At 31.5% G+C, this 25213-nt stretch carries 16 protein-coding genes and 1 pseudogene; 7 read left to right on the forward strand and 10 right to left on the reverse strand.

Annotated elements, in window-relative coordinates; genetic code table 11:
* Window positions 1-368: 368 nt before the first annotated feature.
* Window positions 369-7262, reverse strand: coding sequence for a S8 family serine peptidase (locus tag IUY40_RS18185; protein ID WP_195738286.1), 6894 nt, complete (start codon window positions 7260-7262; stop codon window positions 369-371).
* A 227-nt stretch (window positions 7263-7489) separates the two neighbouring features.
* Window positions 7490-8173: a DUF4294 domain-containing protein gene (locus IUY40_RS18190; RefSeq protein ID WP_195738287.1), complete on the reverse strand. Its 684-nt coding sequence runs from the start codon at window positions 8171-8173 to the stop codon at window positions 7490-7492.
* Between the two features lie 598 nt (window positions 8174-8771).
* Between IUY40_RS18190 and IUY40_RS18195 the strand changes: the two genes are divergently transcribed.
* From IUY40_RS18195 to IUY40_RS18215, 5 genes are all read left to right on the forward strand, one after another.
* Window positions 8772-10268 carry an ankyrin repeat domain-containing protein gene (locus IUY40_RS18195; RefSeq protein ID WP_195738288.1) on the forward strand — a complete coding sequence of 499 codons (1497 nt, stop codon included), beginning with the start codon at window positions 8772-8774 and terminating at the stop codon, window positions 10266-10268.
* A gap of 44 nt (window positions 10269-10312) precedes the next feature.
* The gene (locus IUY40_RS18200; RefSeq protein WP_195738289.1) at window positions 10313-10798 is read left to right on the forward strand and encodes a DUF2271 domain-containing protein; all 486 of its coding nucleotides are present in this window, start codon (window positions 10313-10315) and stop codon (window positions 10796-10798) included.
* Window positions 10799-10807: 9 nt separating this feature from the next.
* Entirely contained in the window at window positions 10808-12997 is a 2190-nt protein-coding gene (locus IUY40_RS18205; protein WP_195738290.1) for a PepSY domain-containing protein, read from the forward strand.
* A 20-nt stretch (window positions 12998-13017) separates the two neighbouring features.
* On the forward strand, window positions 13018-14034 hold the full coding sequence (locus IUY40_RS18210) for an FAD:protein FMN transferase (RefSeq protein ID WP_195738291.1): 1017 nt from the start codon (window positions 13018-13020) through the stop codon (window positions 14032-14034).
* A 291-nt stretch (window positions 14035-14325) separates the two neighbouring features.
* Window positions 14326-15414 carry a M42 family metallopeptidase gene (locus IUY40_RS18215; RefSeq protein ID WP_195738292.1) on the forward strand — a complete coding sequence of 363 codons (1089 nt, stop codon included), beginning with the start codon at window positions 14326-14328 and terminating at the stop codon, window positions 15412-15414.
* Between the two features lie 86 nt (window positions 15415-15500).
* Here the strand turns inward: IUY40_RS18215 and IUY40_RS18220 are convergent, their stop codons facing one another.
* Window positions 15501-15884, reverse strand: a complete 384-nt coding sequence (locus IUY40_RS18220; protein WP_195738293.1) for an ankyrin repeat domain-containing protein — start codon at window positions 15882-15884, stop codon at window positions 15501-15503.
* A 338-nt stretch (window positions 15885-16222) separates the two neighbouring features.
* On the reverse strand, window positions 16223-16597 hold the full coding sequence (locus IUY40_RS18225) for an ankyrin repeat domain-containing protein (protein WP_195738294.1): 375 nt from the start codon (window positions 16595-16597) through the stop codon (window positions 16223-16225).
* A gap of 219 nt (window positions 16598-16816) precedes the next feature.
* Here IUY40_RS18225 and IUY40_RS18230 point away from each other — a divergent pair.
* Both IUY40_RS18230 and IUY40_RS18235 read left to right on the forward strand, forming a co-directional pair.
* Window positions 16817-17277 (forward strand): annotated as a pseudogene (locus IUY40_RS18230) (DUF1801 domain-containing protein).
* Window positions 17249-17848: an SRPBCC family protein gene (locus IUY40_RS18235; protein WP_229335654.1), complete on the forward strand. Its 600-nt coding sequence runs from the start codon at window positions 17249-17251 to the stop codon at window positions 17846-17848. The pseudogene IUY40_RS18230 and the gene IUY40_RS18235 overlap by 29 nt, the downstream one beginning before the upstream one ends.
* Before the next feature lie 66 nt (window positions 17849-17914).
* Here IUY40_RS18235 and IUY40_RS18240 read toward each other — a convergent pair whose 3' ends face one another.
* The 6 genes from IUY40_RS18240 to IUY40_RS18265 form a co-directional block, all read right to left on the reverse strand.
* Window positions 17915-18865 carry a phosphoribosylaminoimidazolesuccinocarboxamide synthase gene (locus IUY40_RS18240; protein WP_195738295.1) on the reverse strand — a complete coding sequence of 317 codons (951 nt, stop codon included), beginning with the start codon at window positions 18863-18865 and terminating at the stop codon, window positions 17915-17917.
* A 161-nt stretch (window positions 18866-19026) separates the two neighbouring features.
* Window positions 19027-21378, reverse strand: a complete 2352-nt coding sequence (locus IUY40_RS18245) for a prolyl oligopeptidase family serine peptidase (RefSeq protein ID WP_195738296.1) — start codon at window positions 21376-21378, stop codon at window positions 19027-19029.
* Window positions 21379-21692: 314 nt separating this feature from the next.
* On the reverse strand, window positions 21693-22220 hold the full coding sequence (locus IUY40_RS18250; protein WP_195738297.1) for a DUF2314 domain-containing protein: 528 nt from the start codon (window positions 22218-22220) through the stop codon (window positions 21693-21695).
* 124 nt (window positions 22221-22344) lie between these two features.
* On the reverse strand, window positions 22345-23028 hold the full coding sequence (locus tag IUY40_RS18255) for a hypothetical protein (protein ID WP_195738298.1): 684 nt from the start codon (window positions 23026-23028) through the stop codon (window positions 22345-22347).
* On the reverse strand, window positions 23025-24062 hold the full coding sequence (locus tag IUY40_RS18260) for a hypothetical protein (RefSeq protein ID WP_195738299.1): 1038 nt from the start codon (window positions 24060-24062) through the stop codon (window positions 23025-23027). Before IUY40_RS18260 ends, IUY40_RS18255 begins: the two co-directional genes overlap by 4 nt.
* Window positions 24063-24445: 383 nt before the next feature.
* Complete coding sequence (locus IUY40_RS18265) at window positions 24446-25120, reverse strand: hypothetical protein (protein WP_195738300.1); 675 nt, start codon at window positions 25118-25120, stop codon at window positions 24446-24448.
* Between the last annotated feature and the right edge of the window lie 93 nt (window positions 25121-25213).

Below are 25213 nucleotides of genomic sequence, written 5' to 3' on the forward strand. Positions count from 1 at the left end.
TTTTTCTTAACAGGTTGATAGCAATGCGTTTACAACTTATTTCTTTTTATATTTTATAGGTAATTTCTGTACCGCAACATCCTCTCCTCTTGTTTTCTTTGGGTTTCGCGCATTTTTGTTTCTCCTAGATTTAGCCAATTGAGCGGATTTCAAACTCCCTAGCCCTGTCCCGATAGCTATCGGGAGAAGCGGAAATCCTTGCCCTTTTTCTTTTAAAAAGGGCAAGATTGGAGCGGATAGCAGGTAATAGCTCCTAGAAAAACTGTACTTATTATAGTATAGTCAAATATTACACCTATATATAAGGACATAAAAAAGTAGCTACTATATAGTAGCTACTTAATGAATAACTTGATTTTATAATCTATTTACTCTACAATAAGTTTCTGAATTGATGTCATACCGTCTTGCTCTACCTTTATAATATAAACCCCTGTTGGCAGTCTATGAATATTTAATTCTTTATTTTCAGTTTGAGCTGTGAAAACAATTTTTCCAGCGATATCTGATATTCTAATATTCTTCGTACTCGTAGATGTAGTTTGCACGTACACCTTTCCATCTTTTACTGGATTTGGATAAATCACAAATCCATTGATTTCATTGGTGTCTACTCCCAACGTACAAACTGTTGCCGATACATTTATTATACGAGTAGCAATTGATTCATTTTGCAAGGCATCTTTTACTGTATATGTCAAAATATATTGACCTGGCGTATTTACATCAACTGTTCCGGAGATTAAAACTCCTACAGTGATATCGGTATCTGAATTATCTTTGGCAGTATAACCCGCTTCAATATATGAACATCCTTTATCTAGAACGATTACTGTATTGCCTGTAAGTGTTATTATTGGTTTTGCTCTCTCGATTGTTACTGTCCAATTTTCGACTGTACCATTTTGCGCCATTACATTATAAACTACGGGCAAAGTATAATTTAATTTTGTCACTCCACTATTCTGAATATAAGTACCTATACGTAATGTTGCAAAAGCTGATATTTGAAAGTTTGGAATCAATGCGCTTAAATTAACATTGTTGTTTACAAATACTTTTACAGTTTTTAAAACCGGATCGATTATACTGGTCCCCACCTGATTTGCTACTGAATAAGCTATAAGACTTGCTTCGGAGTTATTCGCGTTTAATATTACTGTGTAATTTGTTTGAGAAAGCTTATCCTCTGAAATTACTGTAAACAGAAAACTATTTGTATAATCCGAAACTACAGCTTTTGAACCTAATTGTTTTACTCCGTCTATGTGTAGTTCTGCACCTGGCGAAACAGTAAAATCTGCAATTAAATTTGAAATATCTAATCCATATTTCAAAGTTTTAGTTACATTTTGCCCTACTATATCTGTATTAATATCCGATACTAATCCAGGATTTGAAGCTGTTTTAAAATCATACGAAATTAACTTACTTTCACTACTTAAACCAGTTTGCACTTTAATGATATATTCTTCTGAAATTCCCTTATTAAACCCTACTCCTTCTACAGTAAAAACAACTGGATTTGTACAGTCAATTTTTGTCTTACCACTTACTTGTTCTATCCCGTTTATTTTTGCGATACTTTCCATCTCCAATGAAAATTCAGCAACAGCAGAAGTTATATCAGTACCTTTCTTTAATAAAATTGTATACGTTTTGGTACTTTCATCATAAGATGATGATAATTGTTTTACAAAATCTAGTTTTTTTAATAAAACTGGAACATTCCAAAATTTACCTTCTCCTATACCATTTGTATCCGCATTAGTTACAACAGCGGTATTGTCGTTTATCGAGGAGTCATGAACAAATTCCTTGTTTCCTTCTGAAAAAGGATAATAGGCATTTAAACCTATCTCATTTCCTAGATACTTTGTCATTGCATTACCTTTTATTACTGATTGAGTAAGAACTCCTGACCAAATACGAACTTCGTCTATGTATCCGTTGAATCCTCGTGCTAATCCTGCATTGTTTCCTATATAAGCAGGTGATGCTACATTTGAAATCGCCGCACCTGCTGTACCTGTGCTTGTAAAAGGAACTGAAACTCCATCTATATAAATTTTATAGATGTTGTTTGCACTTACCCTATAAGCTATATGATGCCATGTATTTTGCTTAATTGAATTTAACCCGGTATTCATAACATAAGAACCTGTCGCAGTAGCTATAGAAAGTACTAAACTATTTTCTTTATAAATACTAAGACTAGAGGTGTTATGTATAAAAAACAGCACTGTTCCTTTATCTAAAATTCTACTCAAAATACTTGGTTCTTTCTGATTAACCCATGCTTCAAATGTGTAATTATTAGTAAGATTTAAAGCTGGATTATTATCAATCACTACAAAATCATCTGATCCATCAAAAGTTCCTGTAACATTTGTAGCATAATTCGGAGCATGTGTTATTGTTACTGATTTAGAATCATTTGTAGCATCTGTATCGCCTGCTAATTTGGTATACACATCGATTGTATACTCTTTAAAATTGCTTAAATCTACTTTAGTTGTAAAAGAAACCGTTATTTTTCCTTTTGCAGCGATAGGTCCTACAACATTTTGAACTACTTCATTTGCTCCATTTATTTTATATGCCACTGGAAAATTAGAAATTGGAACATTCGAAAAATTGCGTATAACAGCCGTTACCGTAACTGTTTTATTTGCAGACTTTACAGGCCCCACAATTCTCTCTATACTCGCATCTGCAGCTGTAAATGGCAATACATCAATTGTATATTCTTCTATTTCAAAATCTTCATTTGAGGTTGTTACCCCATCAATAGTTGGCCCAAGGTTTACATTAAAATACTCATATGATGAACGATACATATGTATAACACGCATTAATTTTTTACCTGCTTTTGTACTAGCTGGAATTGTTAAACCTCCTACTAATGAGAAATAATTTCTGAAATAATGCGTGGTTAAGGTTGATTTAATTGCAGGTGCTGCTGAAGTAGACAATGTATTTACCCAAAAATTACCTGCATGAAATTCATCTGTTAGGTTACCATCTCCATTTAAATCAATGACAATCATTGTAAAAACACCCGCATTTGCAGTTTGATCCCTAGTAATTGCCACTCCCGTTCTAATAATCGTAACCTCTGGTTGATAATTAAACCCTGCATACACTGGGATTTTTATATCCTTAAAGTCAGAATATGCTGTAGTTTCTGAAGTATTTACAACATCACCCCATTTAAGTTTAGAAATTGCATATCCATTTGTATTGGTATGAACTGGTAATTCATTTTTATTGTATACGGTTTTTTCGATTGCATCATTAACACTATTATCATCTGCAATATCAACACCACTTTTAATTACATATGTAGCATCAACAATAGATAAATCTGCTTTTGTAGCAAACGTAAAACTAACTGTTGCATATGGCGGAATCGTTGGAACTGTTTCGGTAACTTTTGTCCCATCATTTACCTGATAAAACACCGGATGATTTATTAGCGCAACAGCCCCTAAATTATTAACTCTAATTGTTATGTTGTGTGTATTTATTTTTTTACCAAGAACTTCTGGCGTTACTATAGAAACTATACCTGCATCATTTACAATTGGTTTTGTAACACAACTAATAGTTGCAATCCAGCCCCTTCCATTTATGTATTGATCAGAAACAAATTGAAATGTTAATTCTCCTCCAATGGCTGTTGAAGTCAAAGATACTGGTAGGTTATCCCCTGTAAACATACCTAACAATGGAGCTGTTGTAGATGAACCATTGTATACATATAAGAAATCATAACCATCCTCAAGATCAAAATCAGTAAAATTTACTTTTATGCTATTATTACTAATTCCTGGTTTAAAAGTCATTATTTGTGTCGCTTCAATTGGGTAATTATCAAAACGCGTACCTGCATCTGTAAATACTGCTGAACAAGTTGTCATACTAGCAACAGATCCCATCGAAACATCTTTTCCTATATTATAAAAAGTGCTTGTGGCTGTATTATTTTCTGACACTTCGTCTCCTATATAATTTATATTAGCAACAACTGTATATTGCCCCTGAGCAGAGAAATCTGCTGTTTTTACAAAACTATAAGACAGTTCGCCTAATGGGCTGATAGGTCCTGGAATTGTTTCAATTATAGTTACTTCATCATTAATTTTATAATAAACTGGAATATTACTTACAGCAACTGGAGAATGGTTAAAAACTTTGACTTTCACTACTTCTGTTGCAGTCAAACCTGTCTTTGGAATAAAGGATGTTAATTCCAAATCAGTTGTTGTAGCTTCGTAAATAATAATATTATCTACAAAAACTAAATTATAAACATAGCTATTATTTATTACAACAACATTATTATCAATAACTGTTTCAAGTTCTACACTAAATGTAGTACCTGCATATGCGGATAAATCATAAGTTAATTCCGTGTTTCCTGATAATTGCGTTCCTCCATAACCAGTTTTATTTTCATGACTATTTACAGGATTACCATTAATTAAGACTCTAAAAAAACTTTTGTTAACTGGCCCAACACTCTTCCATAATAAATTAAATTTCATTCGGATATTTTTTCCAACAAGACTTGTTGCATCTATATCACAAAATGATATCTTTTTTATATAATCTGGATTATTTGCAAATGCATCTATTGCCGTACTTTCTATCCATGGTGAGGAAGCCAGTATGTTTGAACCTTCCATTTTTACACCATCCAATAATTCTGCATTGATATATTCATATTTTATATTTCCTGCTGTTCCTTTAGATAAAACATAATTAGTTGCTTTTCTATCATTAAAATCTTCCAGAAACGGCAAGTTTAAAACATCTAATACGGGTTGAAAAACAGGCTCTGCATTTACAGCTCTAACTCGTTCTGAAACTATTCCTGTAGTACTATCTACTGTACGAACAGAAAACCAATTATCTTCACTTACAGTAAGATTATCAAATGTATAAGTTGGATCTGTAACTGTTGCCACAACGTCAAACTTATACCCATTCATCTTTAAAACTTCATATTCTGCTCCTACAATAGGATCCCAATCCATTTTATAAGATGATATACCACATTTTGAAGGTGTAATAACTAAATTCTTAGGTTCCGTAATAATAGTAAAGACTTCTTTGGAAACATCTGCTTTTGTACCTGCACTTATTCTTATTTTGGCATTTGCTACTATTCCTGCTGGTACGTTCCATGCAAAATTTCTTGCTGCTGATGGAATGTCTTTTGCTATTGTAGTATAATTCACTCCCTCATCTATTGAATATTCAATAGTAAATGTCTTTGCTTCTCCTTCATAGTCCCAACGAATATATTCTGTTGAATCAGTATTGAATTTTTCACCTCCTATTGGGTAAGTAAGAATCAATTCTGGAGCAACAAAATCATAAACTACTGAAAACTCTTGACTATTAAGAGGAACTGATGTACCTGTAACTATAATTTTATAGCTACCCGCAGCTGGGTTATCCAATGTTACTTGCTCGATATTATTTAAACTATCAACTCCTCGTAAAGCATTTGCTGCAGGTGTTGTTGGATTTAATATCCAGGGAAGAATCGTTATTCCATCCTTTACAATTTTAATATCCAAATCATTTACTTGAATTGATCCTGCTCCTGGTGTACCTGGAATATCAGAATAGGCAAGCATTACTTTAAGTGAAACTAATCCTGCCGGAACTACAATTTTTTTTTCATAGCTTTCTCCATTAGCAACAAAAGCTGTATAAAACATTTTTTTGTCTAATACTTTTACTGCTCTTAATCCGTTTATGTTTCCAAACCCATATTTATAATCTGGTCCTGGATTCCCGACATCTTTTGCAGTATTCGCAACTAAAGCTTTCATTAATGATGCTAATGGTTTATCTCCATAAATATTTTTATATCTTTCATATAATAAAGCGACTATACCAGTAGTTCCAGGTGTAGCCATTGAGGTTCCACTCATAACCTGATAAGAATTACTATAATCCAACGAATATACATAGCTACCAACAGCTGCAATTTGTGGCACCAAACGGCCATCAACTGTTGGCCCGAAACTACTATAATTACTAATCAGATCATTTGGATTATTAGCTGCAACGTGTAATGAATTTTTTGAATTTTTTGTAGAAGTATTAAATCCTCCTGGATGTGCAGTTTGAGCATTTCCGTTAGAATATATATTTAAAAGATAAGGATTCATTACTGTAACATAATCATCACCATAATCTGATCCGTTATATCTATAGGTATTATAACCTGAAGTAAGATTAATTCCATAAGAATTTGATGTAAAATCAATTCCATCTTCAGCAATTGATTTTAATCTTTCACTTGCAACTGACAAACCATTCGATTGCGTATTAAAATTCCATCCATACATTTTTACTTCTGGAGCCATCCCTTTTGCTCTTGGATCTAATAAACCAGCGCCGCCAATAGTTCCAGACACATGACTACCATGAGATGAACTATATTCATACTCTTTATTAATCATTCTACCTGTATGATCTTTATGTTTCTCTAAATTCCCATCCCAAACACCTACTTTAACCCCTTTTCCAGTTAATCCAAATCCTAACCCAGAAATGGTTGATCCTAAAACGTTTGCTTTATGCGAAGTTACTCCTGGTTTATTATCACTTTCAACAGGAGCTGGAATCAAATCTATGTTTTGTACCCAATTAATTTTTGCAATTTCTTCTAATTTTTCTTTAGAAACCTGCAAATAAATTTGATTAAAAGGGGCTACAATTTTTATTCCTCTCAAAAACAAATTTGCTAAATCCTTCGAAATGACATTTGAATCAATTCCTTCAAAATAACTTACTATTACTTTAACATCATTTGCCTCTAAAGCATAATCTGGAATGGTATTATTTGCAAGCATTGGATCTAATTTATATTTTGGATCAATTGCAATTATGGTTCTTATATTACCAGACACATTCCTTTTGCTGTAAAAACCAGATTCGACTGAAGCATAATAAGCATTATTTGACAAATAACTAAGTAAAGTTACCCCTTGTCTTTTTAATTTTTGTTGCTCATCTATTGAAGGTATTCTTGTAAACTGCAACAAATTATATTCCATATCGGAGCTTTGCCTTTTGCTTGTATATTTTTTAAATTCCCTAAACTGCTGTTTAAAATTCGCAGTAGTTGAAATTTTATTTCCATTTATAGTAATGGAAAAATCAGTTTCGGCAATGTTTTGTGACCATCCCAAAATAGTTAAAAACATCATAATCAGGTTAAGTAATTTTTTCTTCATTTTGAAAACTATTTGATTAATACTTAGTTAAAAAACTAACTAAAGATTAAACTTACAAATTAAATTTCCAAAAACCTATACTAATAAGATTTATTACGTTAAAAAAATATATTAAAATTAAAAACACAAATTTTTAAAAAAGAGCCTAGATTTAATAATACTAAAACGAAAAGACCTACCAAATATATCTTTGATAGGTCTTCTGTAATTTTAATTAAATAGTTGAGCTATTTTGCTGTCTTTAATTCCTTTGCTTTTTCTTGCCAGCGCTCGCTAAGATCATTATAATCGACTGGATGTGCTGGTGCTTGATATTGTAATCTTCCTGATTCAAAAGCACGAGTCAGGATTGTTTCAATTAAATAGTCCTCATTAACTTCATAAGGAGCATATTCTGTCTTTAAACTTATATCAAAAACATTAGCAGTTGTATTTGCCCAAAATGCTTTCCAACCATTTTTTAATGTTTTTACTAACTCAAATGTTGTAGTTCCTGTTTGTCGATGAATAAGCTTTACTAATATTTGTCCCTGTTTACGAGACAACTTCTTTAATTTTCCTTCAAATTCATTATTAAGATAGTCTTCAACGATTTTAAAATATTTCTTTTTTTCTCTATTTGAAGATAAACGCGCCATACCATTATTAAGAGCAACTAATCTATCAGAAGCTAATCTGGCAAATGGATATGTTTTATAAACTCTATTCTGAAGAATTAAAAATTGCTTTTGAGCTTCGGGATCAAGTTTTTCTTTTGAAATAATAATCTCTGGCAACTGGATTGTATCATTTAATATAGAATCCTTTTCAGTCAAAACATAACCCATTTGTTGGGGATTATTTTTATCAATTTGAGCGTGACCAACAAAAGATGCTAGAAGAAAACAAAATAAATAGGTTATAAACTTCATTGAGTTATTAATTTGAATGTAAAATTATACATTTATATACAATAGTAATACCAAATTTATAAAATAGATACAAAATATCATAATTAACTAATTTACAACACTTTAAATACTTTAAAAAAGTATTACACACATATATTATATCCTATTTAAAGACAAATATTGTATATTAAATAGTAGTAATTACTGCTAAATAAGAATTCAAAAATATATTTTTTCATGAGGTCATATAAACTGGTTTTATATAATTACAGAATTTACCTACTGTTACCTTTTTACCTCAATTTTGATGCTAAAAATCAATTTATAGAACTTTATAAATTATTTCCATAAAAGTATAAATGCTAATGATAGCGGTCGATTAACACCAATGATAGACCAATCTACTACTAAAAAGAATGCGATAGAAGCTATGAAGCCTTTTGACATAGTATGAATCTGAAGAATCAGTTATTTTTTATTTTGGTAAATTTAAACTTGATTTAAAGATATTAATATTTACATTTGCTCTATTCTTATTTATTCTAAATAGATTTGATGTCCCTAATCTAAATAAAAATAGACCTTGTCAAAAAATTCAATAAACAATAAACACCTAAATATGAAGAAGAATATTTTTATTTCTTTAGCCTTAGCTGCTACATTATTTGTTAGTGCCCAGCAGAAAAACATATTACTAGAGCAATCATTTTGGAAATCCTTGCCAAGTGTAACTGCTGTTAAAGCCGAAATAGAAAAAGGAAGCAACCCTTCTCAGCCCAATCAAAATGCATTTGATCCAGTTGTTTTAGCTATTAATAATGATGCTCCAATAGCAACTATCAAATTCCTTTTAGAGCAGCCAGGAAATCCAATAAATAAAATCACTCATGACAGTCGTATTTATTTACATTGGGCGGCCTACAAAGGAAACGTTGAACTTGTAGAATATCTTATTAAAAAAGGGTCTGATATCAATCTTGAAGACAGTAAAGGTAACACTCCAATAGCGTTCGCAGCCAGCAACGGACAATCAGATGCTGCTTTATACGACGCTTTTTTTAAGGCTGGAATCAATCCTAATAAAAAATATAAAAACGGCGCAAATTTATTATTAATAGGTATTCCTAATGATAAAGATTTAGCCCTTTCAACTTATTTTGCGACTAAAGGAATGTCTTTAAAAGATACTGATGATGAAGGTAACACAGCTTTTAATTTTGCAGCTAGATCAGGAAATATAGCGCTTTTAAAGAAGCTTTTAGAAAAAGGAGTTAAATTTAATGATAATGCACTCCTAATCGCAGCGCAAGGAGCTCGTAGAGAAATTACTCCTTTTGAAACTTATAAATATTTAGTTGAAGAAGTTAAACTAAAACCAACTGCTGTAACTAAATCTGGGGAAAACGTTCTCCACTTTTTAGCAAGTAAGCCTAATCAAACTGAAATCGTTAACTATTTCCTAGCTAAGGGTGTAGATGCTAACAAAACGGATAAAGAAGGAAATACACCATTAATGATTGCTGCTTCAGCTAAAGATACTTCTGTTTTAGAAGAATTACTTCCGAAAGTAAAAAATTTAAATGCCCAAAATCTAAAAGGAGAATCTGCTTTAACAATTGCAGTAAAATCAGGAACTCCCGAAGCTATTGAAATTCTTTTAACTAAAGGAGCTGACATTACTGTTAAAGATAAAGAAGGAAACAATTTAGGTTTTTATTTGGTACAATCTTATCGTCCACAAAATGGTCGTGAAGCTGCTCCTGCAAAAGATCCTTTTGAGGCTAAAATAAAATTACTTCAGGATAAAGGATTAAACTTAGCAGCTCCACAAGTAGACGGAAGTACTTTATATCACATTGCAATGACTAAAAATGATTTAGCACTGATAAAAAAAATAACTTCTTTAAATATTGACGTAAATGCAAAAAATAAGGATGGCCTAACAGCCCTTCATAAGGCTGCAATGGTTTCAAAGAATGATTCAATCTTAAAATATTTATTGTCTATTGGTGCCAAAAAAGATATTCAAACTGAATTTGATGAAAGTGCCTACGTGTTGGCAAAGGAAAATGAAACATTGGCAAAAAACAACGTTTCTCTTGAATTTTTAAAATAAGCATACATATTACTAAAATGCAATAATACAAAGGTAATTACATTATGAAATCAATATTTAAAATAGCTCTTACTGGAGCACTTATCTGTCTACTATCTTTACAAGCATCAGCACAGGCTTCAAAATACAAATGCATGCTTCAAATGTCAAACTATATGGGAGAAGGTGCCTATATTGTTGTTTCTCTTATCAATGCTAAAGGAGAATATGAAAAAACTCTTTATGTAATGGGAGATGATAAAAAATGGTATAACACGCTAAAAGAATGGAATAAATTTCATTCTAAAAAACCATCTGATAATATTAGTGCAAAAACAGGTGCCTCAGTGACAGGTGGAGACAGAAGCATTACTACAATAGAAATTGAAACTTCTAAAATCAATTCAGGCTACAAATTAAGATTTGAAAGTGCTGTTGAAGATCAAAAATATTATGTAAATGACTTAGAAATTCCTCTTACAACTGAAGGATTAGCCGCTAAGACTGAAGGTAAAGGATATATCCGTTACGTAAGATTAAATAAAATATAATAGCATATAATGATTCTTTCTTTTTGGCGATACTCACACTTGGCCTTGGCTTTATTTTCTTCTTTATTTCTATTAACTGCTTCTATTACAGGTGTAATTTTAGCTATTGATACTGTACAAGAAAAAACATTTCCGTACCGAGCAGCAAATTTTGATACAATAACTTTAGAACAGACTTTACCTATTTTAAAAAAGGTATATCCTGAAATTACAGAGTTAAGTGTAGATCACAATCAATTTGTAATGCTGCAGGCTATTGATCAAGACGATAATGATGTCAATGCTTACATTAATCCATTAACCGCCAAAAAGATAGGGACGCCTCTAAAAAAGACAGAATTCATTCAATGGATAACCGCTTTTCATCGTTCTTTATTTTTAAAAGAAACGGGGCGTTTTTTTGTTGGATTTATCTCTTTTTTACTTTTTCTAATCTCAATTTCAGGTTTTGTTCTTGTTGTTAAAAGACAATTGGGAGTCCGTAAATTCTTTTCAAAAGTAACCAAAGATTATTTTTCTCAATATTATCACATTACCTTAGGAAGATTGAGTTTAATCCCAATTCTGATTATTGCACTCACAGGAACTTATTTAACATTGGAAAGGTTTAACTTTTTCATGGATAAAGAAAAAAAACAGCAGGAACAATCAATTACTGTTTCAGAACAAAAAAATGATAAGTCTTCAATATTCAAACAAACGCTTTTATCTGATGTTAAGAAAATAGAATTTCCTTTCTCAGATGATCCTGAAGAATATTATATTATTCAATTAAATGACCGAGAAATTGAAGTTAATCAGGTAACTGGAACTGTAGTAACTGAGAAACGTTATCCAATGAGGGCACAAGTGGCTCTTTTAAGTCTTAATCTTCATACCGGCAAAACCAATGCTATTTGGGCAATAATTCTTGGAATTTCCTGCCTAAACATCCTGTTTTTTATCTATTCTGGTTTTGCTATGACCTTGAAAAGAAGATCAAGTCGAATCAAAAATAAATGCAAAGCTGAGGAAAGCAAATTTATCTTATTGGCTGGTTCAGAAAACGGAAGTTCTTTGCGATTTGCTAGTGCAATTCAAAAACAATTAATTGCAAACGGTGAAAAAGTTTTCTTAGCCGAATTGAATAATTTTAAAACTTTTCCGAAAGCGGAACATATCATTATTTTTACATCAACGCACGGATTAGGAGATGCTCCTTCTAATGGAAATAAGTTTACCTCAATTCTAAAAAAATACACTCAAGAACATAACGTTCATTTTTCTGTTGTTGGTTTTGGATCAAAAAGCTATCCAGACTATTGCGGTTTTGCCATTGAAATTGATGCTGCTTTAGAAAAACAAAACTGGGCTAATCGTTTATTAGACGTACAGACTGTAAATGATAAATCTGCAGAAGAGTTTGTAAATTGGGTTAGACTATGGAGCGCTAAAACTGGAATTCCGTTATCCCCAACACCTTCTTTATATAATGAAGTCCCGAAAGGTTTACAGAATTTAATAGTAGTAGACAAAACTCCTGTTTCTGAATCAGAGCATACTTTTATACTTACTTTGCAGACAGGAAGCAGAACCAAATTTGTTTCAGGTGATTTGTTAGCCGTTTATCCTGCAAATGATAATAGAGAACGTCTCTACTCTATCGGAAATCATTCTGGCAATGTACAATTAGTTGTAAAACTGCATTCACACGGATTGGGTTCTGGTTATTTAAATAATCTTGAACCTGGCGATAGTATTAAAGCAAGAATTCTTAAGAATCAAGCTTTTCACTTTCCTAGAAAATCACCAAAAGTGGCTTTTATTTCAAACGGAACCGGTATTGCTCCTTTCCTTGGAATGATTGAACAAAACAAGGTAAAAACAGAAATTCATTTATATTCAGGTTTCAGAATGGAAACAGAAACAGTTTCTGGATATAAAAAGTTTGCTGTGGCTATGATTCAAAAGCAACAACTTCATAGTTTTCATTTAGCCTTATCTCGTGAAGCAGAACATATTTATGTAATGGATCTTATAAAACGTGATGCTGATTTTTTTGTTCAATTGTTATTACAAGGCGGTACTATTATGATTTGTGGTTCGTTGGCCATGCAAAAAGATGTGGAGACAGCTCTTGATGCATTATGCCTTTCTAAACAAACCAAAAGCATATTAGACTTTAAAAATAATGGACAGCTATTAACAGATTGTTATTAGCCATATCTAAAAAACTATATATGCAAATTAATAAAACCATTATACAACAGTTCTTAATTGTTTTTGTATTAACCTGCAGCTTTTACGGCAATGCACAAGTTTTACGAAAAAGAACAACTCTCCTTATGGGAAGCCGTTTTGACATCACCATTGTTGCAAACGATTCATTGGCTGCTGAGCAAAATATTGATGCCGTTATTGCCGAAATTACTAGAATTGAAAAGCTAATATCGGATTGGAAATCAGATACGCAAGTTTCTGAAATAAATCAAAATTCTGGAATTCGACCTGTAAAAGTAGATCGAGAAGTTTTTGAATTAACACAAAGAGCAATCCGATTATCAGAAATGACAAATGGAGGATTTGATATTAGTTTTGCTGCAATGGATAGAATCTGGAAATTTGACGGATCAATGACCGAAATGCCTTCGGCGGAAAGCATTAAAAAATCAGTAGAGAAAGTGGGTTATCAAAATATCGTTTTAGACTCTGTGCAATCTACTATATTCCTTAAACTAAAAGGAATGAAAATAGGATTTGGCGCACTTGGAGAAGGTTATGCTGCTGACAAATGTCGCGATATGATGTTAGCAAAAGGTATTAAAGCTGGAATTATAAATGGATCAGGAGATATGAGTACTTGGGGAAAACAACCTAATGGAGCCCCTTGGAAAATTGGCATCACCAACCCTTTTAATCCTGACAAACTCTTAGCTATTGTACCTTTAGAACAAGAAGCTGTAACAACTTCTGGAAGCTATGAAAAATTTGTTGTTTTTGATGGTAAACGTTATTCTCACATCATAAATCCTGCTACTGGATATCCTGCTACTGGATTATGTAGCGTAACTGTTTTTGGCACTAATGCCGAAATGGCAAATGGTTTAAGTACTTCTATAATGGTACTTGGAAAAACAGAAGGTTTGCTCTTACTTAAAAAATTCCCTGATTACAGCTGCCTAATGATTACTGATAAAGGAAAAGTTATCAAATCTGAAAACTTCCGTCACAAAAAATTTAAAGCTAAATTTCACTAAAATAAATCATAATGAACTTCTTACAATTTTAATCTTGACAGTTATTCGTTGAGTAAGTTTACCTATTCGTTAAAGTTAACAAAAACTGGATTATCCTTGTTTGTCTTTCGTGAAAATTAAGTTTACTTTTGTTACTATATATTTTATATTGTAGGTACTCCATAAGCATAAGAAATGACTCCTTTTGGCCTAAATTACTAACTAAAAAAGATTACGCACACACGTAATCTTTTAAATGCGTTAGTTACAGTATATAAAATACAAATTTATAAATTAGCAAAAAAATATTTTATGAGTACAAAATCAATCTTAAATGATGCTTCAATTACTTTTTTAGAAAGCTATCTTAATAACGCTTCACCTACTGGTTACGAAAGTGAGGGGCAAAAAATATGGATGGATTATTTAAAACCTTATGTGGATACTTTTATTACCGATACATACGGAACGGCAGTAGGAGTTATAAACCCAGATGCACCATATAAAGTAGTTATCGAAGGACATTCTGATGAAATTTCATGGTATGTAAACTATATTACAGATGATGGATTAATATATGTAATTAGAAATGGTGGATCTGATCACCAGATTGCACCATCAAAAAGAGTTAATATCCATACTAAAAAAGGAATCGTTAAAGGTGTTTTTGGATGGCCAGCCATTCATACAAGATTACGTGATAAGGAAGAAACTCCAAAAATCAGCAATATTTTTATTGATTTAGGCTGTGAAACCAAAGAACAAGTTGAAAAAATGGGGGTTCATGTAGGGTGTGTTATTACCTATCCTGATGAATTTATGATCTTAAACGAAAACAAATTTGTTTGCCGTGCTATCGATAATAGAATGGGAGGCTTTATGATTGCCGAAGTAGCTCGTTTGTTACACGAAAATAAAGTAAAACTTCCGTTTGGTTTATATATCACAAATTCTGTTCAAGAAGAGGTTGGATTACGTGGTGCCGAAATGATTACCAAAACCATCAAACCTAATGTCGCTATTGTTACAGATGTTTGTCACGATTCGACAACTCCAATGATCGAAAAGAAAATTGAAGGAGACACAAAAATAGGTTTAGGACCTGTTATTACTTATGCTCCTGCAGTACAAAATAATTTACGCGAACTAATAATTGATGCCGCCGAAGCTAATAAAATTCCGTTTCAGCGTTTAGCATCTTCTCGTGTTACTGGTACAGATACCGATGCATTTGCATACAGTAATGGTGGTGTAGCTTCAGCATTAATTTCGCTTCCATTAAGATATATGCATACTACTGTCGAAATGGTTCACCGTGATGATGTTGAAAATGTCATTAAATTAATTTACGAATCATTGTTGAAAATTGAAAATGAAGAAACTTTTTCATATTTTAAATAAAACTCAAAATAGCTTATAATCAAAAAACCCGTAAATCCAAATTATAGATTTACGGGTTTTACTAATAAATAACCTTATTTAATTTATTAACTTCTTTTTAAAAGTACAACAGCATCTGTAGCATTAGATAACTCCGCATATTTTAATGCCGTAAAACCTTTTTCATTTTTAGCGTTAATATCTGCTCCGTTGGATAATAAAATTTTTATAATCTCAACTTTATTATAGCGAGCAGCTGTCATTAATGGAGTCAATTCATTTGACATTTTATTAACATCTTCTCCATATTCGATAAACTTTTTAACTGTTTCAATATCTCCTTTTCTAATAGCTGTATTTAACGGAGTGGTGTCAAAAGTTGAAGCAATAACTTTGTCATTAATAAATGATTTTTGAACTGAATTTGAAGCTAAAGAAACATTAACAAAAGCTACTAAAGCTACTCCTAAATAAACGATTGAATTTTTCATGATGATTGTTTTTTGATTGATGATTGATGATTTTTTATTAATTATAATACAAATATATATTTAAAATCATTACTATGTATTGCAAGGTACTTTGTTTTAACTAACAATTAACATTCTCTTAAAATTTAAAGCTCAATACCAAATTATTGTAGTAATAAAGAACTGCATCTCTTATAAAGACGCTCGAATAAACAAAATGTTACACTATTTACAAGAAAAATAAAATACTGAATATCAAAAACTTAAAATAACAAAAGTAACTAACTTGGAACTCCCCTAAATAAAGCAAGTCCCAAATCTAAATTTAAACTTGGGACTTGTATTTATGAGAAATATAATCATTCATATTTTTTTAAAATAGCTACTGCATCTATAGCTTTAGATACTTCAGCGAATTTCAAAGCAGTATAACCATTATCTGCAGTTGTATAAGGATTGGCTCCTTTTGAAATTAAAAGCTCAATAATCTCCACTTTATTATAACGCGCAGCTGTCATCAATGGAGTTAGGCCGCCTGAAAACTTATTTACATTTGCTCCGTTTTCAATAAGTTTTTTAACTGTTTCTATATCCCCTTTACAAATTGCAACATTTAAAGGGTTTACATCATAACTGCTGTATGTATCATTATTAAATAATTTGTATTCTGAAGCTTGAGCAACATTTGTAAAAACGACTAAAGCAATTCCTAAATAAATCATTGATTTTTTCATGATGAATGTTTTTTGATTGATGATTTTAATTGGATTAACCTCTTGAAAATTAAAAACTAAATTTTAATTTTTAAAAATAGTCTACCACAAAATACTATGACGCACAAAAAATAAAAAGGTTACCTTATTTGTAATAAAAAACAAATACATCCATTTATTATTTTAACCAACTAAAAATCAAAGACTAAATTTTATTTAACTTTACAATAAAAACTTAAAATGCAATCATCAGCCAAAACAATCGAAGAATATTTATCATCACTTCCTGAAGAAAGAAAGCTTTCTTTTCTTAAACTTCGCGAAACAATACTTAATAGTATCCCTGATGGGTTTGTTGAGGAAGTAAGCTATGGAATGTTGGGTTATCTTGTACCTCATTCTATTTATCCTGAAGGCTATCATTGTAATCCTAAACTGCCTTTGCCATTTATAAATATAGCATCACAAAAAACTTTATAGCGTTGTACCATATGGGAATTTATGCAAAACCAGATTTATTAAATTGGTTTGTTACTGAATACCCCAAACACAGCAAACAAAAACTGGATATGGGAAAAAGTTGTATTCGATTTAAAAAGATGGATGAAATTCCATTTGACCTAATAGCAGAACTTGTACAAAAAATCTCTGTTTCCGAATGGATAAATTGTTATGAGACACAATTCAAAAAATCAAAATAATTATAAACCACTTAACTATAAAACTATGAATGTTATTAAAAAAATTATTCTCGCAATTTTAAGTATCGTTATTTTAGCGTTGATCGTCGCTCTATTTTTACCGAATGAATATCATGTAGAAAGGGAAATCTCTATTAATAAACCAAAAGATAGTGTCTTTAACTATGTGAAGTATTTAAAGAATCAAGATAATTTTAGCGTTTGGGCCAAGTTAGATCCTGCAATGAAGAAAACTTTTACTGGAACCGATGGAACTGTTGGTGCAATAGCAAGTTGGGATAGCACAGATAAAAACGTAGGGAAAGGAGAGCAAGAAATTAAAAAAATTGTTCCAGGAGAGCGATTGGAATTTGAACTACGTTTTAAAGTTCCCTTTGAATCTACCGATATGGCTTATATGACAACCGAGGCTATTTCTCCAACACAAACTAAAGTAAAATGGGGATTTGATGGGAGATCACCATATCCTATGAATCTGATGCTTGCGTTTATGAATATGGATCAAATGCTTGGGGAACAGCTTGAAACTGGACTTCAAAATTTAAAAGTTATTCAAGAAGGCAAACAGTAATATATAAAGAAAGCCCGCAATTTATAGTTGCGGGCTTTCTTCTAATCTATTTTTTTAAGTAAAATATTATTTACTCAAATAAGCTATTACGTTCGTCTCTATACGTTCGTCGATATTATTAATATCGGCTTTAATGAATTTTTCTCCAAGAATATTTTCATATAATTCGATATAACGCTCCGATACCGATTCGATATAAGCATCAGTCATATCAGGAATTTGTTGCCCTTCTTGTCCTTGAAATCCATTTTCGATTAACCAACGACGAACAAACTCTTTAGATAATTGTTTTTGTTCTTCGCCTTTGTCTTGTCTTTCTTGGTATCCATCAGCATAAAAATAACGAGAAGAATCTGGAGTATGAATTTCGTCTATCAAAACAATTACTCCATCTTTAGTTTTACCAAACTCATATTTAGTATCTACCAAAATTAATCCGCGGCTTGCAGCAATCTCAGTTCCTCTTTGAAATAAAGCTCTGGTATATTTTTCTAAAACTAAATAATCTTCTTCAGAAACTATTCCTCTTGAAAGGATTGCTTCACGCGAAATATCTGCATCATGCTCACCATTATCTGCCTTTGTAGTTGGTGTTATAATAGGCTCAGGAAATTTATCGTTTTCTTTTAAACCTTCTGGCATAGCTACACCGCATATTTCTCTTTTTCCAGCAGCATATTCACGAGCAGCATGACCCGAAACATAACCACGAATAACCATTTCTACCTTAAATGGGTCACATAAATGACCTACTGCAACGTTTGGATCTGGTGTTGCTATTAACCAATTAGGAACAATATCTTGAGTAAGTTCCATAAACTTAGTCGCAATCTGGTTTAAGATTTGTCCCTTGTACGGAATCCCTTTTGGCAAAACTACATCAAAAGCCGAAAGTCTGTCTGTAGCAACCATAACCAAAAGTTCATCGTTGATATTATAAACTTCTCTAACTTTTCCGCGATAAACTGATTTCTGATTAGGAAAATTAAAATTAGTAGTTGTAATTGTATTGCTCATTTATATCTTGTTGTGTTGTGTTGTGTTGTTTGGTGTTTTCGAATGCAAATTTAAAACTAATTAAAAGAGCAAGCAAGAAAGTATTCAGTTTTCAGTCGCAGTTGCAGTCACAGTTTTCGTTCAGCATGGAAACTGGCACTGAGACTGTAAACTAAAAAAACTTACTTTTTCAAAAGCGTCTCATTAAATAAATGCAAGATTCTGTCATATTCATCGATCCAAGAGTACGTTTCTTTAAATCCGTGTGCCTCTACTGGGAACGATGAAAGGCTCCAATTCTTTTTACCTAATTCTATAAAACGTTGTGACATACGTACAATATCTTTATATTCTACATTATCATCGACCATACCATGAAGCATCAATAAGTTTCCTTTTAGATTATCAGCAAAATAAATTGGCGAACTTTTTTTGTATGCATCTGGATCTGTTTCTGGAAAATTAAGAATATTTCCAGTATAACCGTGATTGTAATGTGCCCAATCGGTAACAGAACGCAATGCAGCTCCCGAAGCAAATTCTCCGGGCGTTGTAAGCATTCCCATTAATGTGATAAAACCGCCATAAGAACCTCCATATATCCCTACTCTATTAGCATCGATACCGTAATTATCAACTAAATATTTCTTTCCGTCAATTTGATCCGTCAAATCTTTTCCGCCCATAAAACGGTATATTCCAGTTCTTACATCACGTCCATAACCATCACTTCCTCTATAATCTATATCCAAAACAGTATAACCCAAATCCGTTAACATATTATGAAACATATACTCTCTGTGGTAATTACTCCAATAATTATGTGCGTTTTGCAAATACCCAGCTCCATGAACAAATAATATAGCTGCTTTATTAGACTTCTCTGCCTTTGGATTATATAATCTTGCATAAACAGTAGTGCCATCTTGCGCCTTAAACGTAATTACTTCTGGTTCTCTCCATTGGTATTTTTTAAATTCCTCCGTCGTTGAATATGATATTTGTTGTAATGTTGTATTCTTTTTGTTCTCTGCAATGTATAAATCCCAAGGTTTATTTTTATAAGAATAACGTACTAATAATGTTTTTTCATCTGGAGACAAACTTACCTCATGTGCGCCATCTTTGGTTAAAATAGGCTCCAAAACCCCATTAACAGCAGCCAGTTTGTAAAAGTTTCTATTTCCTGGATGTGTTGTATTTGTTGTTAAATAAAATGTCTTTTTATCTTTTGATAACGTTACATCTCTTACTTCCCAATTACCATTCGTAAGCTGTGTTTTCTTTTTCGTTTTTAAATTATAAGTATATAAATGCGAATATCCCGTAACTTCCGATTGAAAGTAAATCGTTTCATTGTCCGCAAGAAATCCCAAAGTTCCCGACTCAAAAGCATACGATGGAATTCCAGGTCCACCTATCCAAGCCTCGTCATGTTGATGCTCAATTTCCTCAAAAGTCCCTTTGTCTAAATCAAGACTAATTAACCATCTGTCTTTATTATCCTGACTCCTTATTTCGGCTATAGCCAATGAACCATTTGCATTATAAACAGGAGCCTGAACTGTAATTAGTTTATCTGATTTTTCTTTGTTCTTAAGATTATCATACGAATCAAAATACTTAGGAACGTCCTGAATATGACTTAATGTAGAAAAATTGACAAAATAAACGGAATCTCTGGCAACTGAATAAATCCCGAATTTGGTCTTTACAAAATTATCTACAGATACTTTTTCTTTAGTCTCAGGAGATTGGTTATATCCATCAGCAGTAATAAAACCCCCCATTGTTTCTTTCTTAACAGCAACTTTTTCGATTAAACTAAATGTTGCAAAGTTTCCGTTTGGATTAATTTTTAGACTTTGGAAATTATCTTTTTTTCCGTAATAATAGCCTTTAGGGAAATCAGATTTAACGCTATTCTTTTTAGCTGTACTCCATTCTTTCTTAGCTTCCTTGTCTCTAATAAATTGGAATAATTCTTTCTGTTGTGTTTTTAAAAATGACTCTTTATCTGATTCCTTCTCTGCTTTATCTCCGCTATTAAAGTTTGAAATTTGTACAATCGTTCCTTCTTTGGTATTATACTTAAACAAATTATCATTTTGCTGAAAAAACAAAATTCCAGCTTCAAAGCCCAGTTCCAAATTAGAAATAGGATTTGATTGCTGGAATAACTTTTTTGAAACTTTATTATTTATCGAGTAAGAATATAAACTTCCATTATCAATGTAATAAACAATATCGGAAGCTGCGTTTCTTTTAAAATCTAGTTGAGAGAAAGCGGCTTCTTTTGGTTCGGCAACTATTGGTTTTATCATCCCCTTTTCCCAGAAATAAGTACTTAATCCTAAGTCATTATTTGGATTCCAATCGAAGTAAACCTTTTTTCCGTCTAAACTCCAATGTTGATTTGTAGGCTGAACACCAACAAATGAATCCCCTTTCATGATTTCTTCCAACTTTAGGTTCTGACTTTTGCCTGATATTGAAAAAACCAACAAAGCAACCGCAAAGATATTTTTAGTCATTTTAATGTGTTATTTGATTAACACAAAAATACACTTTGAAAACTATTAAAAAAATCTTTCTTTGGTTCGTAAATTAACGTACCGATTTTGAAATATATTTAATATTGACATCTATAGTGTTAATGGAAAAAATTAACCGAAAAATACTTGCGAAGCTCAAAGGTCGAGCTTTTCTAAATCAAAACTCCCATTTTATCATCCAAATGTCATGCGCTAACTATTATTTGATTTTCATTTAAAAACTTTACTTTTTTAGCTCAGAATGTGATGATTTTTTTTGATTAAAAAGGAGCAATTCGATTAGTCGTAAAATTCTATTTAAAGATAAAATTAGTTTCCATGTCAAAATTTTGCTTTTGTACATCTGGCATTCGGCTTCTTAAAAGTTTGAGTGTAAAAGCTCCTTTAGCTGTATTATTATCTAAATACATCCAGTCAGCAATTTCCTCTTTACTAATTTCAACGATATCATCAAATTTAACAATTTTGGTATGAAGAGGCTGGACTGCTATAATGCCCACATATTTATTTTTGGCTTCATATATCATAATGTCTTTTATCCATAAAAACTCATCGCCTTGATCACTTTCATATCCCTTTTTGAGTAGAAAATTTTTAAAATTGGGATTATTACTTTTTAATGCATTCTCAAATTCGTGAAAATTTTCTTGTGCCAATTTAATAGCATCTTCCATTTCTTTATCTTCATCTTCAACTCGGTAAATAGTCGATGATTCATTTGAACCATATTTTTCGACATTATTTTTAATCTGTCCATGTATTGTTATAGAAAGTAAAAAAACCAATACTGTAATTAGTTTTCTAGTTATAAATTTTATCATTTTATTTTCAATTTTCATAATTAATAATTTGTATCTATTATTTTAAATATACCTCCGTTTTTACTGCCTTTATTGGTAACTATCATTTTTTATTTATTTTATCCTGATTGCTGTTTGAGCTTTTCTAATTCTCTTCTAGGGTAAATGAACCCTCAATTAGGTAAGATGGATTATGCGTTTTAGTTTCTTCAATTCTGGTTGCTTTTAGATCAGGCTGATAAACTAATTTATAGTTTGTTCTGTAAGTTTTGGCCAACCATTTCTTTTTATAGCTGTATCTTTTTGTATCATAATTTTCAATTAATCGAATAGTATCTTTTTGTAATATACCTACATCACATTCATTCCATTCTTTACCGGAAAATTCCCTTATATTACGACTTACTTTAATTATAGTATCAGTTAATTCAAAATTGCCTAGAAACTCTAATTTTAAAGTTTTTTTTAGTTTTACAACACCATTTTTAGGCTCAGTTAAGACTGAAGAATCTGCTCTGTAAATTCTTGTTAAATATTCATTTTCATCGTCAGAAAAAATGCAAAAAGTAATTTTTTTTGAACCTCCTTGATAAACATAAACTTTGTTTGTTTTTAGGTATGGATTTACTGAAAGAAGTTTTCTCTTTTGTTCTTGCTCATATAATAGAAAATCTTTAAAATACTGCAAATCATTTACTTTATTTGGATTAATATCTCTTGAAATAAGATACTTTTCATAAGCAATATCAAGAGCTTTTGCTTCTTTTGACACTCCACAGCTTGTAGTAATAGCAAATATTACAATTAAAAAAAATATTATATTTTTCATTTTTTATTATCATTTAGTAAATAAAACTCCTTTAACAATTTCCCTTGTTCAGACTGCCCCGCATATAGATACTTTTTAAGTCGCTCTAAACTAACTTTATTATTGACATCATAAACCACATACAAATGATGGAAAGTTGGCTTCGATTTTAATTGAATACTTATGTCATAATCTATCTTATCAGTTTTGTATCTTTCTAAATCTTTTTTATATTTGTTAAAATCAGCTTTAAACTGAATCTTATCAACATATTGATATTCTAAAGGCTCTTTTGGCTCTTTAGAAACGGTTTTCCAACGCGCTACAAAAGTGTCTTTTGATGTTTTCTCTATCTCTAGTTTTTCTCTATCAGGAAAAGCAATAGTATCATGCATGGCATTAGTAGGCCAGAATGTACCGTAACCATGCCTTGTTTCTGTTGTAAGCGTTCCTATAGCATCTGTAAATGAAAAAGTTTCCTCTCCGCGGTTTAGCAATACATCAAACAATTGTTGGTAGTCGTAGTTTTGACCGTCTATTATTTTATCTTCATTAAATGGATTTTTTTCACTTGCTTTTCCATAATACATATCCACAGCATATGCCGCATGAATAGAATTAGGTAATTTTGCCTGCATATTGATCCCTGCAGACCAATATTGATCTGACCCCATTCCTAAAAACAAGGGTGGTTTATAAATATCATTAAAGGAAGCAATCATAAAGTTACCCACTTTTATGGCTGCACCACCCACGATTTGATTTCGTGTATGATTTTCGTGAGCACGTTTCCCTTGAATATCATTGCTACCTCTTGTTACATCATAGTTGCTATAGGAGTTTTTACCAAACTCTCCTTTTTCGTGGTTAAATTCAGGTGATACCTTACCGGAACTTAAAATTCCTGTTGCCCCAAGTGTAAATGCATATTCATAAGGATTCCAAACTCCAGATCCAGACGCATTATTAAAAAGATTTGTCACTAGTGCATTTCCTGAATTTAAACCAAACGTTACCGAAGGCGTAACCCCCAGTGTTACATGTGTTGGGCTCATACTAGATGTTCCTACAGCACCTAGTGCATAACCTGTTAAAGCAACATTAAGAGCTCCAGTTGTTCCAAAATCACCTGCGTTTACACTCTTAGAAACCCCAACATATACACTTGCTGTAAAACTTCCTTTAAGACTATAACTAAATTTTAAACCTATGTTTGGGGTCTTGTTAGGTGGGTCACCAGGGCTACCATAAGAACCAGCCCCACCGCCTGCATTTGGTCCGTGGGCACGAGGATCACTTTCGGGTTTCCATTCGTATTCTTCGGCTGTTATATTTTCAGTTTCTTTTTTACATAGTTCAAAATATGCTCTTTACCTCCTACTTTTTTAGATATAAAACAAATTATAATAGTCAATATTAAAAAACTAAATATTTTTAATTACTCAATAAACTTATAAGATGAATTTTCATTATAAAAATCCCAGACTAACATATCCTCGTTCCCTCTTTTTTTATTTAAATAATAGGTTATCATTTCATTTCCATTAGATAAATAAAAACAAGATTCATAATTATTTATTATAAATTTAGCACGTAAACCGATACTGTCATTATGATTACGCAATTTCTCAAGAGAAATCTCTTTGATAGGGATTTTTAAATTGTTATAATAATTTTTAATATCCTCTTTGTTTTTAAACAATTTGATTTGTACTTTCTCAATAGTTGGAGGGCTGATTATACTTTTAAATTCTAAAATGTCATTTCTAAAAAAATAGGTAATAATCTTTCCTTCAATTTTGCTTTTATTTTTAAAAACAGGAATAGGTCCTTTAGTAATTCCTTTTTTTATTACAGGAGGAATATTAGAATAAACGGTCATAGTATAATTAGTGAATTTCGATGAAATTGTAGGATCTCCATTTTCTAGATTAAGATTATTTAAACTATCAACAATACCTTCTGAACCATCTCTGGTGTACTTATAGAATCCACTATTACTTAATGCTCCTTGAGTTATTTTTTCATTTAAATAGTGATTGATTGTATCACGTTTTCCACAGGAAATAAGTGACAATGCTATTAATGATGATGTTATTGCTATTATTTTCATTTTGTAGTTATTTTTAGTCCATAATCTTCCAACTCTTTCAAAATAGCAATCATAACTCAATACTGATTTTACCACCTACGATTAAAGTATAGT

The sequence above is a fragment of the Flavobacterium sp. ALJ2 genome (genome assembly GCF_015594725.1).
Taxonomy (GTDB): Bacteria; Bacteroidota; Bacteroidia; order Flavobacteriales; family Flavobacteriaceae; genus Flavobacterium.